10 protein-coding genes and 1 other annotated feature are annotated in these 14,852 nt (G+C 31.9%); of the genes, 9 read left to right on the forward strand and 1 reads right to left on the reverse strand.

The annotated features are described in order from the left end of the window. Positions 1–188 precede the first annotated feature (188 nt). Together spoVID and ysxE are read left to right on the forward strand one after the other, a co-directional pair. Entirely contained in the window at positions 189–2,063 is a 1,875-nt protein-coding gene (gene spoVID, locus ACFWM3_RS01830; protein ID WP_390309890.1) for a stage VI sporulation protein D, read from the forward strand. An 86-nt stretch (positions 2,064–2,149) separates the two neighbouring features. Next, positions 2,150–3,181: a spore coat protein YsxE gene (gene ysxE / locus ACFWM3_RS01835; RefSeq protein WP_056472520.1), complete on the forward strand. Its 1,032-nt coding sequence runs from the start codon at positions 2,150–2,152 to the stop codon at positions 3,179–3,181. 119 nt (positions 3,182–3,300) lie between these two features. Here ysxE and ACFWM3_RS01840 read toward each other — a convergent pair whose 3' ends face one another. Further along, positions 3,301–4,065: a sporulation protein gene (locus ACFWM3_RS01840; protein WP_056472523.1), complete on the reverse strand. Its 765-nt coding sequence runs from the start codon at positions 4,063–4,065 to the stop codon at positions 3,301–3,303. Between the two features lie 227 nt (positions 4,066–4,292). Further along, positions 4,293–4,528, forward strand: a binding site (T-box leader). 55 nt (positions 4,529–4,583) lie between these two features. Here ACFWM3_RS01840 and ACFWM3_RS01845 point away from each other — a divergent pair. The 7 genes from ACFWM3_RS01845 to ACFWM3_RS01875 all read left to right on the forward strand — a co-directional run bounded on the left by ACFWM3_RS01845 (position 4,584) and on the right by ACFWM3_RS01875 (position 14,683). Next, positions 4,584–7,226, forward strand: a complete 2,643-nt coding sequence (locus ACFWM3_RS01845) for a valine--tRNA ligase (protein WP_390309892.1) — start codon at positions 4,584–4,586, stop codon at positions 7,224–7,226. A 105-nt stretch (positions 7,227–7,331) separates the two neighbouring features. Next, entirely contained in the window at positions 7,332–8,633 is a 1,302-nt protein-coding gene (locus ACFWM3_RS01850) for a bifunctional folylpolyglutamate synthase/dihydrofolate synthase (protein WP_390309894.1), read from the forward strand. 24 nt (positions 8,634–8,657) lie between these two features. Next, on the forward strand, positions 8,658–10,373 hold the full coding sequence (locus ACFWM3_RS01855) for a diguanylate cyclase (protein ID WP_390309896.1): 1,716 nt from the start codon (positions 8,658–8,660) through the stop codon (positions 10,371–10,373). 171 nt (positions 10,374–10,544) lie between these two features. Continuing rightward, positions 10,545–11,510, forward strand: coding sequence for a hypothetical protein (locus tag ACFWM3_RS01860; protein ID WP_390309897.1), 966 nt, complete (start codon positions 10,545–10,547; stop codon positions 11,508–11,510). A gap of 733 nt (positions 11,511–12,243) precedes the next feature. Continuing rightward, the gene (locus ACFWM3_RS01865; RefSeq protein ID WP_056472540.1) at positions 12,244–12,804 is read left to right on the forward strand and encodes a Maf family protein; all 561 of its coding nucleotides are present in this window, start codon (positions 12,244–12,246) and stop codon (positions 12,802–12,804) included. A gap of 21 nt (positions 12,805–12,825) precedes the next feature. After that, positions 12,826–13,512, forward strand: coding sequence for a RadC family protein (gene radC / locus ACFWM3_RS01870; protein WP_056472543.1), 687 nt, complete (start codon positions 12,826–12,828; stop codon positions 13,510–13,512). A gap of 130 nt (positions 13,513–13,642) precedes the next feature. Beyond that, complete coding sequence (locus tag ACFWM3_RS01875; RefSeq protein ID WP_390309899.1) at positions 13,643–14,683, forward strand: rod shape-determining protein; 1,041 nt, start codon at positions 13,643–13,645, stop codon at positions 14,681–14,683. Positions 14,684–14,852 lie beyond the last annotated feature (169 nt).

A 14,852-nucleotide genomic window follows, 5' to 3' on the forward strand; every position in this document is an offset into this window, starting at 1 on the left:
CCAGTGCTTCCCAAATCTTACTTTTGATTTTTCTTTTTCCCATTCCTTTATTACTGTTTTTCTTTAATCCTTCGATTATTAAACCTTTCTTAATATAAAATAACAATCTTTTCTTCATAAATTTTTCGTTTCTTTCATAAAAATGTAATGTCATAGACCAAATTGGACGATGAGAGGAGGACATTAAGGTGTCTTCAGAAAATCAAACAAACATTCGCTTTTCATTGAAAGAAACTGTCTGGTTCCAAAAAGGACAGGAAGTTAAAGAGGTAAGGTCACTCTCGTTAAATCCAGACATTACTATACAGCAATTTGAAGAATATGTTCAGGTGAAGGGTGTCTTAACCTTAGAAGGTAATTACACACCTGATTTGGCGAATCAAGGTGATTATTATTCATTAAGAGAACTAGCACCTTCAAGAATGATTGAAAATGTAATCGCTCTTGAAGATGGAAGTTGTGAATTGAGTCATCAGTTCCCTGTAGATATTTCAATACCATTAACTAGAATTACTGATCTTGAAAATCTATGTGTTTCTGTAGAGACATTTGATTATCAATTAGCTGAAAAAGGAAGTATTCAAATTGCTGCTGATTTATGTATTTCTGGTCTACACGACCATAATAGGGCAGTAGAAACTTATCAAGAACAAAGAGGCTATGAGCAATATAATAACTACTCATACGAAAATGAATATCGCTCAAGTAATGAGGGAAATGAAGGATATGAGTATCAGCCAGAAAGAGAACAAGAAGAACAATTCCAGTTCTTTCATCAACCAACTTCGGAACAGGAAGCAAGTGAACAAAATAATCTTTACGGCAGTGATTGGATTCAATCCCTTGAAGAGAATGATGACCAAGAAGAACAAGACTCATATCCTGGGCAACCTACTTACTTAGAGGTTTTTCAGCCTGAAGAAGTAGTTGAAGATCGAGTCGAAGAAGTTGAAAATGAAGTGGAACATTATTATGAGTTAGTAGAAAGCAATGAACAAAGTTTTGAAGAGGAACAACAAGTAGAAGAACAATTTGATGTTGAAATTATGGCTCAGTCAGAACAGTTAGAAGAACAATCAGAAGCCCAAGAGGAAGAAGAATATGAAGACGTATTTAGAGGCTTTAATATATCAGCCGAAGCAATGGAGCCACAAGTGTTTGAACCACAAGCAATGGAACCACAAGCAATGGAACCACAAGCAATGGAACCACAAGCAATGGAGCCGCAAGTAATGGAACCACAAGCAGTGGAACCGCAAGTAATGGAGCCACAAGCAGTGGAAACAACCCCGAGCTTCTTAATGAATAATAATGATGCAGAAGCTAGTCAAAGTGTAAATGATGCACAGGAATCTAACAGTGTAAATAATACGTATAATGAGCGACCTAGTTTCTTGAATAATGATTTTAATGTACACGGCTATTTAAACAATTCATTAAATAGTAGACCTAGCTTCTTAGATAATGATTTTAGCACTTTACAAAATGCTAGTAATGAAAGTAATGCTCAAAAAGAAATAGAAAAATATGAAGAACTATATAATCGTACTTTAGAGCAAAACTATCAACCATATGTTAACCAACAATTTCAGCAAGCACCATTTGCATATAATCAAAATCAGCAACAATACTATCAAAATCCATTCCCTCAAGTAAATCAAGAAAATTCTTTCGTGAGTCCAAATGATGATGTTCGTCAAACACCACCTTATTATGCGGATTATTATCAAGCTCAAGTAGAGCAACAAGAAGCACCACCTGAATTACCAAAAGTAGAAATAAAAGCTGAATCAGTTGTAAACAAGGAAGTAAAAGAAGAAGTAAGCGAAGCAAGAAGTGTTAAAAGTGACAATCTACTTTCAAGTTTGTTTACAGGCGAAGGAAGAGAAGATTCTTATACAAAATTAAAATTATATTTAGCTCAAAATGGAGATACAATTGAATCCGTAGCTAAAAAATATAACTTACAAACTCAGCAGTTAAATCGTGTTAATAACTTGAATGATGAATTTTTATCAGAAGGGCAAATCATTTATATTCCCGTAACTGCAATAAAACAATAACAATATGGTGAGAGCTTTGTATTAGTTAAGACACTTGTCTACTAATACAAGGCTTTTACGCATTTAGAAAGTGAGAGTGACGCATCTTGTATAGAAAACCTAAAGATGAAATAAGCGTCATTTTAGCACAGTATCATATTGTCCCAAATTATTTTGAAACTGTTGGTAAAGTAGTTAAAATCTATACGAATCAAGGTGTATTCGCACTAAAAGAGGCAAATGTGAATCGAGTTTATAGAAATAATTTGATTGATAATGTTCGTTCTTTACAAGATAAAGGCTTTCGAAATGTTGTGCCAATTTATCATACCCAGAGCGGGGATTATATTGTTGAATTTAATACGAAGCATTACTATTTAATGCCGTGGATTGAGAGTGTTGATGAAAAGTCAGATGAGAATTTACATTTTCAACGAATGTTTACTTCACTAGGTAAAATGCACAACAGTACACAAAAAGAGAAAAAGGTAGATAAAGATCAATTACAAATCCATTATGATACGTTAACAAAAAGATGGAGTAAAGATAAAGATGTATTGGAAAATTTCATTGAAGCTGCTGAAGATAATTGGTATATGTCACCTTATGAACTAAGCTATTGCACGTATTTTCATAAAATATTAAGTGCACATCAATTTGCTAAGGGTCAGTTAGATGAATGGTTTAAAAAAATGAAGGAAACTGAAAATACAAGAGTTGTCATGAACCATGGAAATTTATCTATTTCGCACTTTCTTGTAAATAAAAGAGGTGAAGGTGTCTTTATTAATCTAGAAAATGCACAAGAAACTACACCAATTCAAGACTTAACTAACTATTATAAGAATTCTTTTAAAACCTATCCTATTCAGCAATCTGATCGTAATAATTGGCTTAATATGTATGAAAAGAATTTTTCATTAAGAGAAGAGGAAAGAATGTTATTTTTAAGCTATATGGCATATCCAACTCAGTTTGCTTCCAAAATTTCTAAATATTTAAAGCGATCCGAGGTTAATAATGAAAAAGACAATGTAAGAGATTTATTAAATGCATACTGGCATATGATTAATATTGAATATTTTGTCTCTAAAATTCAAGAGGATATTGAAGCAGCGAAATCTATAGATGATTTATGAATTCAGACTGCTTAATTAAGAGAAAATAAAACATCTATCCAAAAAATGTATCACCGCATTAATGGTAGCAACAACTAATGGTGTTGGAGAATACATGGATAGATGTTTTTTTATATTTATTATTTTACATGACGTTTAATAGCATTAACTACACTCTTACGTACAAAATCCTTGTCCGTAATATGATCCTTTGAAAAAGAGATTCGAACATTATTTTCATCAGTACCAAATAACTTAGAAAACTTACTTGTTGTTTCTTTTTGTTTTTGATTAAGTTGAAGAATTAAGTCGACTGTTTTGTCAAAGCTTAAATAATTAACCTCAACCTCTTCTAATTTTCCACGGAATTCGCCATTCATTGGATAAAATTCAAATTCTTGAATAATTTTTCCATATTTCTTTTTGTTTTCACTATCTCTTAATACAAATCCTTCTTCTTGAAGTGCTTGGATTACCGTTTTTAAGCCAACTGAAGGAACTACTTGAACGCCATCAGCATCATATTGGTCAACAGCTTTTTCTATTTCTAAATGAGTTTTAATCCAAATATGGGATTTGTGAAGTGATACCGGTGTATTTTCAGATAAGGTGAAAAAGAAAGGAATAACAACTTCTTCATTTGCATTTATTATACGATCAACTGATACGATAAATTTTTGTAAAGTACCATTCTTATTAATAATCTTATCATTTGATTCAACTTGATATTCAGTCATTACATGTAAAAAGACGGAATCTAGTTCTTGCTTAACTCGTCCACCTTTTATATATAATTCACCTTTTACTCGTTCACCAGCTTGATATTCTTTTTTTTCAAGCTTTGTATCGATTCTCGTTCCACCGATTCCGAGAACACGAGCTAATGTATTTTTAAATAAACCCATGAATATCCCCCTAAAAATTATATCTACATACTTTATAATTATCGCATAATTAAATAAGTACTAGTATACCAGAATGTTAAATAATCATTACAATTATTTTTCGTATTTTTTTTATATGTTAAAAAATATGGTACTATATTGACACTTATTGAATAATCTACAAAGAAATAAGAAATACTGTTGACTAAGCTTAAGTAAATTTTGTAGACTATTACATATATTCATAATGAAATGCATTGATAGGGAAGAGTACAACGAACTAGTTCTTCAGAGAGGAAACCATTTGGTGAGAGGTTTCTAGAAAATAGAGTTGGAATGTCGCCCTTGAGCAGTGGCTTCGAAAGCTTTTTGTGATTAGAAGTTACCGGATGATCCGTTATCTTTTTTAAGTGTGTCAGCTAAACACAAGTTTTTTCTGACAAAAAAAGGTGGTACCGCGAATTCAACTCCATTCGTCCTTTTCAAGGATGAGTGGAGTTTTTTTATTTTTCAATAATTATTAGAGGAGATGAATCCGAATGGAAACTACAAAAAAATCATTACCAACAAAATATGATCCAAATTTAGTTGAAAAAGATCGTTACCAATTTTGGTTAGATGGGAAATTCTTTGAAGCACAAGTGGAATCAGAAAAGCCAAAATATACAATCGTAATTCCTCCACCAAACGTAACTGGAAAATTACACTTAGGTCATGCATGGGATACAACATTACAAGATATTTTAACTCGTACTAAACGAATGCAAGGTTATGATGTACTTTATTTACCTGGTATGGACCACGCTGGTATTGCTACACAAGCAAAAGTTGAAGCAAAATTACGTGAAGAAGGCTTATCAAGATATGATTTAGGACGTGAAAAATTCCTAGAAAAAGCTTGGGAGTGGAAAGAAGAATATGCTTCTCATATTCGTTCTCAATGGGAAAAAATCGGTTTAGGTTTAGATTACTCTCGTGAACGCTTCACATTAGATGAAGGTCTATCAGATGCAGTAAAAGAAGTATTCGTTAAGCTATACAAAAAAGGATTAATCTATCGTGGTGAATATATCATCAACTGGGATCCAGCAACAAAAACAGCTTTATCAGATATCGAAGTTATTTATAAGGATGTTCAAGGTGCATTCTACCATATGCAATACCCATTAACAGACGGAACTGGAAACATTCAAATTGCAACTACTCGTCCTGAAACAATGCTTGGAGATACTGCAATTGCGGTTCATCCAAAGGACGAAAGATATAAATCAATGGTTGGTAAAACAGTTACACTTCCTATCGTTAATCGTGAAATTCCAATTATTGCTGACGATTATGTTGATATGGAATTTGGTACTGGAGTTGTAAAAATTACTCCTGCTCATGACCCTAATGACTTTGAAGTTGGAAACCGTCATGACTTACCTCGCATTCTTGTAATGAATGAAGATGGGACGATGAATGAAAAAGCAGGAAAATACAATGGTATGGATCGCTTTGAATGCCGTAAACAAATCGTTAAAGATTTACAAGAGATGGGTGTTCTTGTTGAAATCGAAGAACATATGCATTCTGTAGGTCATAGTGAACGTAGCGGAGCGGTTGTTGAGCCTTATTTATCAACTCAATGGTTTGTTAAAATGCAACCACTAGCTGATGCTGCAGTAGCATTACAAAATTCTGATGATAGCGTAAAATTTGTACCAGATCGATTTGAAAAAACGTATCTACGTTGGATGGAAAATATTCGTGACTGGTGTATTTCACGTCAATTATGGTGGGGACATCGTATTCCGGCTTGGTACCATAAAGAAACTGGTGAGATTTATGTAAATCAAGAGCCACCAGCTGATATTGAAAATTGGAATCAAGATAACGACGTTTTAGATACTTGGTTCAGTTCAGCATTATGGCCATTCTCAACTTTAGGTTGGCCAAATGAAGAAAGTAAGGATTTCCAAGCCTATTTCCCAACTAATGTATTAGTAACTGGATATGATATTATTTTCTTCTGGGTATCAAGAATGATTTTCCAAGGAATTGAATTTACAGGTAAACGTCCATTTAACGATGTTTTAATTCATGGCTTAGTACGTGACGAGCAAGGACGTAAAATGAGTAAATCACTTGGTAACGGTGTTGACCCAATGGATGTTATTGAGAAATATGGAGCAGATTCATTACGTTACTTCTTAACAACAGGAAGTTCACCAGGCCAAGATTTACGTTTCAGTATTGAGAAAGTTGAAGCGACTTGGAACTTTGTAAACAAAATTTGGAATGCTTCTCGTTTTGCTTTAATGAATATGGAAGGTTTCACATATGAAAATATTGATTTAACGAAAGAAAAATCTGTTGCTGATGAATGGATTTTAACTCGCTTAAATGAAACAATTGAAAGTGTAACAGCTTTAATCGATCGTTATGAATTTGGTGAAGTAGGTCGTGTACTTTATAACTTCATTTGGGACGATGTTTGTGACTGGTATATCGAAATGGCAAAGATTCCTTTATACGGTGACAATGAAGATGCAAAAAATATGACTCGTTCAGTTCTAGCACACGTATTAGAAAGTACAATGAAGCTTTTACATCCATTTATGCCTTTCGTTACTGAAGAAATTTGGCAATCTCTACCTCACCAAGGTGAATCTATTACAGTTTCTGCTTGGCCAACAGTTAGAGAGGAATTAACAAATAAAGAAGCTTCTGAAACGATGAAAATATTAGTTGAGTTAATTCGTTCAGTTCGTAATATTCGTGCAGAAGTAAACACGCCAATGAGCAAAAAAGTTCAACTAATGATCTCTGCAAAGGATGAAACGATTGCAGCAGCATTAGAAGAAAACCGTTCTTATATTGAGCGCTTCTGTAATCCAGAAGAATTAACAATTTCTACTAACTTAACTGCACCAGAAAAATCGATGTCAGCAGTAATTAGTGGGGCAGAACTTTATCTTCCTCTAGAAGGATTAATTAATCTTGAAGAAGAGAAAAAACGTTTAGAGAAAGAATTAGAAAAATGGACTAGTGAAGTTGAACGAGTTCAAAAGAAATTAAGTAACCAAGGATTTGTAGCGAAAGCTCCTGAAGCAGTTATTGAAGAAGAGCGTCGTAAAGAAAAAGATTATCTTGAAAAACAAGAATCTGTAAGAGCTCGAATTGCAGAACTAAGTAAATAAGTAGTTTAAGCAGTTGATTTAATTGACTGTAATAAAAGTTAGTAAGATAAAAACGGCGAATTGAGTTAATGATTCGTCGTTTTTTACTATAAAGGTAGGGTTATGATGGTTAATACATATGAGGAAGCTCTGAAATGGATGTATAACAGAACAAAATTTGGCATTGTACCTGGATTACAAAGAATGGAAGAAATGCTTGCTAGATTAGGAAATCCCCAGTTAAGTGTTAAAACAATTCATGTCGCAGGTACGAATGGGAAAGGCTCAACAATTACGTTTCTTCAAAGTATTTTATTAGATGCAGGGTATACTGTAGGAACTTTTACATCACCATATATATTAGATTATCGTGAACAAATCATGTTTTGCGGTGAAATGATTAGTGAACAAGAATTTATTCAACTAGTAAACTGTATGATTCCAGTTGTTGAAGAAGTTGAACAGTTACCTTGTGGTGCTCCAACTGAATTTGAAATCATTACGGCAATGGCTTTTTACTATTTCGGTAAAATTAAAGAACCAGACATATTTTTAGTAGAAGCTGGTTTAGGTGGGTTAGAGGATTGCACAAATGTTATGACACCCTTAATTAGTATTATTACGAGTATTGGCCATGATCATCAACAAATTCTTGGTGAAACAATAGAAGAAATTACTAAGCACAAGGCAGGAATCATTAAAAAGGGAATTCCAATTGTTACAGCAGAATTGAAAGATAAAGCTTTAACGATTATTCAAAATACTGCAATCAAGAATGAAGCTGATTATTTTGAATATGGAAAGCATTTTTTTGCTTCTCCTTTGAAAGATTCACTTAATGAAAAATTTAATTACCATGGCATTGACAAGTTAATTGAAAATATTGAGTTATCAATGCTTGGGCAACATCAAATTAGGAATGCTTCTTGCGCAATTTGTGTTGTTCAATTATTACAAACTAAATATGAGATGAAATTTAGTGAAGAGAATATCAAAAGGGGATTAAAAATAGCTCATAAAGCAGGTAGATTAGAAAAAATAGCATCTAATCCTGTCATTTATATTGATGGCGCACATAATGTTGAAGGAATTCAAAGTTTAGTGGAGACGATGAATAGCCATTTTCATGATAAGAAAATAAAGATTCTGTTCTCTGCCTTAAAAGATAAAAAAGTTGAAGAGATGTTAAAAGAATTACGAGAAATAACAAATAATATTGTAATGACAACTTTTGATTTTCCTAGAGCGATGAATAAAGACGAGTTAATTTCGAATGCTAATACACTCGATATAAAATATGAAAGTGATTTATCTACTGCATTAGAGAAGATTATAAAGGATAGTCAGGAAAACGAGATATTGTTAATAACCGGTTCTTTATATTTTATCTCAGTAGTCAGAAGATACTTGCTAAAAAAATTCGCTTAGAATTGTAAAGGAGGGCCCTTAATCTTGATTAGTAAGCATAGTAATAGGTTGATTTGGATCGCATGGATTGTTCTAATGCCTATCATAATTTATTATGCTAATTTGGTTAGCCCTCTTAGAGATATAGATCGTTCGAGTTTTTTGATTATAATCGCGTTATTTCTAATTGTAGCAAATATGCCAATTAAAATTAATGATGCTACATTTTCTTTTATTTTCGGAATCTCAATATTAGTTTTTTTATCATATGGTTTAGTTGCAGAACTTTTAATTAGTCAATTAGCCTATATAATTTTATATATAAGATTAAGTATTACAAAAAAAACTCTCTACCGAATGCCGCTTAATTCGATGATGTTTGCACTTTGTTCCATTGGAAGTGCGCTTCTTTATTATTTAGTTGGAGGAAAGATTGAACCTATCGGGACTAAGGAAATATTGAGTAACTTAATTCCAATCCTCATTTACACACTTACATCTTTTTGGATTAATCAAATCGTTATTTATTTTATTACAATTTACTTGTATAAAAGAGAAATGAAATTGATTAATAGGGAATTTAAGTGGGATTTGTTTATTTATCTATTAATGTATCCAATCGGAATAAGTCTATATTTAATGTTAGAGACAAAAGGATATATTACAATCATTTACATAACAATCTACTATATTATTTTAATGATTATTTTAAACTCTTTATCCTCTGCTTTAAATATGAACAAATATTTAAAGAAAACGATGAATATAAGTCAAAAGCTGTCTCAAAGAATGGAAGAAGAGAAAGTAATCGATGAATTTTTTGAACAATTAACTACTTTAATTCCAGTTTCATATGGAAATTTATTTATAGTTGAAGATAAATCGCTTAAATTAAAAAGGTATTTTCAAAATAAATGTGATGAAAAAATATTCAGTTGTCCTTACTTTGAAACGCATGAAGGCTCAATATCTGAAAAAGTATTTTTTGAAAAAAGAAGATATAGTTTTAATAGACGATCACAATGGTACACAAATGATCATTTAATATTTTTAGAAGCAGAAAGTTTATTATCAATCCCCGTTATAAAAAATCAAGAAGTAGTTGGTGTACTTACAATAGCATCAGAACAAAAAAATGCTTATAAAAAATACCAAATAGTGCTGATTGAAATACTTGCTTTATATCTCGCAATTGCGATTGAAAATGCAAGGTTTTACTTACAAACAAAAATCAAAAGTGAAACTGATTCTTTAACCGGCCTATATAATTTTGAATATCTCGAATCTAAAATAAAAGATGAATTTGAACGTTTGAAAACATTCAGGATAAAGTCAATTTCATTACTTCTACTTGATTTAGATTATTTTAAAAGAGTGAATGACATGTACGGTCATCAAGCAGGTAATGAAGTATTATTAGAAGTTGCTAGACGAATTAAAATGGTAGTGAATCAATCTGGTTTAGTTGCTCGTTTTGGTGGAGAAGAATTCTCAGTTCTACTAGTAAATCATAATGAAAGAGAAACATATAATTTAGCAGAAGAAATTAGAAAATCGCTTGAAATTATTCCATTTTACATAACAAATCATATGACTAACGAAGATCAAAAGATTAAATTAACAGTAACAGCAAGTATAGGTGCAGCAGTTGCACCATTTGTGGCGAGTGAACCGTCAGACTTAATTCGATGTGCTGACAAAGCTATGTATTCAAAAGCAAAAAATGCTGGTAGAAATAAAGTGGCAATGTATAGCAAATAACCACCGGGAATCCTACGGTGGTTTTTATTTTGTATAGATAAGAAATGGGCAATTTTTTGTAATTTTTTGTTGCACGATACCTGGTTGTCCTCGACAAATGTCGGCGTGTTTTTCTGGAATTATATGTTAGTATTTTTTTACGTTTTAAAATAAAGTAGTAGGAGGATTCATATGGACAAGTCCTCAAAGATATCAATAAAAATTAATGGCGAGGAAAAAGCATTTGAAGAAGGTGCCGTGACATCCCAAGATCAGGTAGAGAAGGATGGGGAATTTGATTGGGTTTTACCAACTCCTGATGGGTTAGGTAAAAAAGTAATCGTTTTAGATGATGTTAAAAAGAAGAAAAAGATTAAGCCAGAGCAAAAGGTGAAAGTGAAAAAGAAGATTTCTTTTTTCACAAAGAAGTCACCTTCGAAAAGTATTATTATTTCGATAATAGGTGCAAGTTTAATAGGACTATGTTTTGGGTTTGTATTTTTAGGGATATTTAAACAATCAAAGCCAGATAAACTTAACCCAACAAAAAATAGTGTATCGGTTTCTGGTACAGCAACGACTCAAGTACAAATGAAGATTCCAGTGGTGAAGGTTGATTTGGCACAAGTTGGAATGTATAAAAGTATGGAATCAGCGAAGAAAAATGAAAAAGAATTATCTACAAATGGCTTAACCCCTGTCATTTATGAAAAAAATGATAAATTCTTTGTCATTATTGCAATGAGTGGGAAAGATAGCACGTTTTTAGCAGATGAAGTTAAGAAAAAATTAAAAAGTACTTATTTAAAAGAAGAAACAGTTGGTGGGCAAGTTTACAAAGGCCCAAAACAATCAGTAGATATGTATAAAGCTGAAGTGGAAACATTTAATTTTATGTTATCGTATTTAACAGAAAAAAACTTTAATAATGAGAAACAACTTGAACAAATAAGCTCAACGATGTTAATTTTGAGTAAACAAAAAGATTACATTAAAAATAAGCAATTACTAAGTGGACTTAAGCATCTACAAAACATCGAAAAAGTTATGTCTTCAAGTAGTAAGCAAAATCTAAATAAAGTAACCCTATCAGTCCAAGATGATTTGCTATCATTATTTAAAATATTAAAAGAACAAAAAAATACACTGACAAATTAAATTTTGTTAGTGTATTTTAGTTTGTTGAAATAAAACGGCCAATAGAGAAAAAGTACTTTAAGTGGACATTTATTAATGATGAAATGAAATTTTTATTTTTTGGATGATCTATTTATGGTTGTAAATGTTAATATGTTTGAGCAATTTTATGATTCTAATAAAACTAGTAATGTTTTTTTCAGGAGTTAAAAATATTATGAGCTAATTTATAGAATAGCGTATTAATTGATTAGTTTAATTAATATTCGATAGTAATTGACCTACAATCTGATTAATAAACAACTGTAGGATACTCTAAGTAAAGGCTTTTTGATTAGGCTTTATTGCAGACTTTTTTTGATGAACAACACTCTACTCTTTTACGAAAACTTGGTAAGTTAATTGACTTTTTTACAACTTGAAAATACTGCCAAAATATTTTTGTTTGTGTATTATTTATTACAAATTAAATGAAAGAAATTAATATATATCATTAAAAATTTCTTATTGTAATTTATATCTATTCAAATTTAAAGCAAACTTTATTCTGAAAAGACGGGATTTAGACATAAAATATTTAAAAATGAAATTTTATTATTAGGGTATTTTAATACTTAACAAAACTTTCAATTTTATTACATTTTAATAACGAATAGACAACTAAAAGTGTTTTTTACTAATTTGTGTTATAGTGATTACTTGGGTAGGATAGTCATGTATCCTTCCTTTTAAAAAAAAATAATAGGTGAATGAAATGAAAAAACTTATATTAGCCTCTGCATCTCCTCGAAGAAAAGAACTTCTTAGCATGTTAAATATCCCTTTTATCATTGAAACTAGTGATGTTGAAGAAGTAATGGAGCAGAACCTGCAGTCTTCTGAGATTGTAATGAAATTGGCGGAAGAAAAAGCAATAGATGTATCCAATAAATTTCCAAACGCAGTCGTAATAGGTGCTGATACAATCGTTACTTATAATGATAAAAAACTAGGTAAGCCTACCTCAAAAGAAGATGCATTTGCAATGTTAAAAATGCTATCTGGAAAAACACATGAGGTTTTTACTGGAGTTTCAATTATTAATGAAGGTAAAAGTAGTAGTTTTTATCAATGTACAAAAATTACCTTTAGTGAACTAAGTGACCAAGAAATAATTGATTATATCAATACGAACGAACCAATGGATAAAGCTGGTTCTTACGGCATACAAGGATATGGTGGTACATTTGTAGAGAAAATAGACGGCGACTATTACTCTGTTGTTGGACTTCCGATCAATAAAGTTAAGAAAAAACTAAATGAACTAAATTTTTAACTTTTGATTTGAGGTGGTACTTTGCCAAATTCGCTTCTCATTAAAGATTTTCCGAAAGATGAAAGGCCTAGAGAGCGATTGTTAAAATTTGGTCCCGGAAGTTTGTCTAACCAGGATTTACTTGCGGTTTTATTAAGAACAGGGACAAAAAATGAATCGGTTTTAAAAGTTTCAAACGAACTTTTATTGAAATTTGATGGACTAAGATTATTAATGAGTGCTTCCGTTGAAGAAATATCAAATATTAAAGGAATCGGCGAAGCAAAAGCTGTACAGCTGATCGCTGCCTTTGAATTAGGAAAAAGGATTAACCGACTTCAATATGACGAAAGATTTATGATTAAAAGTCCAGATGATTGTGCTAAATTTATGATGGATGAAATGCGATTTCTTGAACAAGAGCATTTTGTATGTTTATACTTAAATACGAAAAATCAAGTTATTGCCCGCGAAACTATTTTTAAAGGTAGTTTAAATGCTTCAATTGTCCATCCTCGTGAAGTTTTTAAAGAAGCTTTTCGTAGATCTGCAAGCTCGATTATTTGTTTACACAATCATCCAAGTGGGGATCCAACTCCAAGTCGAGAAGATATCGAAGTAACAAAACGATTAGTTGAATGTGGAAAAATAATTGGAATTGAATTACTAGACCATATCATAATTGGTGAACATAAGTACGTCAGTTTAAAAGAAAAAGGTTACGTTTAAGGGTGTTCATTAGTAGCTAATTGTTTTATAATGTAAGTTATGGATAAAAACCTGTTATTTACTAACGATAAGAGAATATAGTATAGATACTTTAAATATAAAGTTGTACGTTTTAGAAAGGAAGATACATATGTTTGGATTAGGTGGATTTACTCGTGATTTAGGAATAGACTTAGGTACTGCGAATACTTTAGTCTTTGTAAAAGGAAAAGGAATAGTAGTTAGAGAACCTTCAGTTGTTGCTTTAAAAACAGATACGAAACAAATTGTTGCTGTAGGGAGTTCAGCAAAACTTATGATTGGTCGTACTCCGGGGAATGTTGTTGCAACTAGACCAATGAAAGATGGGGTTATTGCTGACTTTGAAACAACAGCAACAATGATGAAACACTACATTGATCAAGCTCAAAAGAGTAACGGATTTTTCTCACGTAAACCTTATGTAATGGTATGCGTACCATCAGGCATTACTGCTGTTGAAAAAAGAGCTGTTATTGATGCAACAAGACAAGCGGGTGCACGTGATGCATTCTTAATTGAAGAACCGTTTGCTGCAGCAATTGGTGCTAATTTACCGGTTATGGAACCAACTGGAAGTATGGTTGTTGATATTGGTGGAGGAACAACTGAGGTTGCAATTATCTCATTAGGTGGAATCGTTACTAGCCAATCGATTCGCACTGCTGGTGATGATATGGACGAAGCGATTATCCAATATATTAAAAAGAACTATAACTTATCAATTGGTGAACGTACTGCCGAACAGTTAAAGCTTGAAATTGGTTCAGCTATTAAAACTGATTCAGATGAGCAAATGGATATTCGTGGTCGTGATTTAATTTCAGGTTTACCTAAAACAATTACAATCCATGGAGAAGAAATTGCAGCAGCTTTAAGTGACACAGTAGAAGCAATTGTTGAATCTGTAAAAAATACATTAGAGAAAACGCCACCTGAATTAGCAGCGGACATTATTGATCGTGGAATCGTTCTTACTGGTGGTGGAGCACTTCTTCGTAATATTGACAAAGTAATTGCTCAAGAAACAAATATGCCTGTAATAGTTGCGGAAGACCCTCTTGACTGTGTTGCAATGGGTACAGGTAAAGCATTAGATAATATCGATATTTTCAAAAAGAATTATTCTTCTTCAAGCACTTCATATCGATAAGGTTGATTGGTAATAAACAAATTTGGCTAGTTTTCTAAAAAGTTGAACTAGCAAATAAGTTCTTTAATAAGAAGATTAATTAAAATTTGTAATCCTCACTACAATTAGTGAGGATTACATTCATGAAATCGTTAGAACAAAAAAGTTGAATTGTTATAAGAGGGTGTAA

Source organism: Gottfriedia sp. NPDC058432 (assembly GCF_042721555.1).
Lineage (GTDB): Bacteria > Bacillota > Bacilli > Bacillales > Bacillaceae_G > Gottfriedia.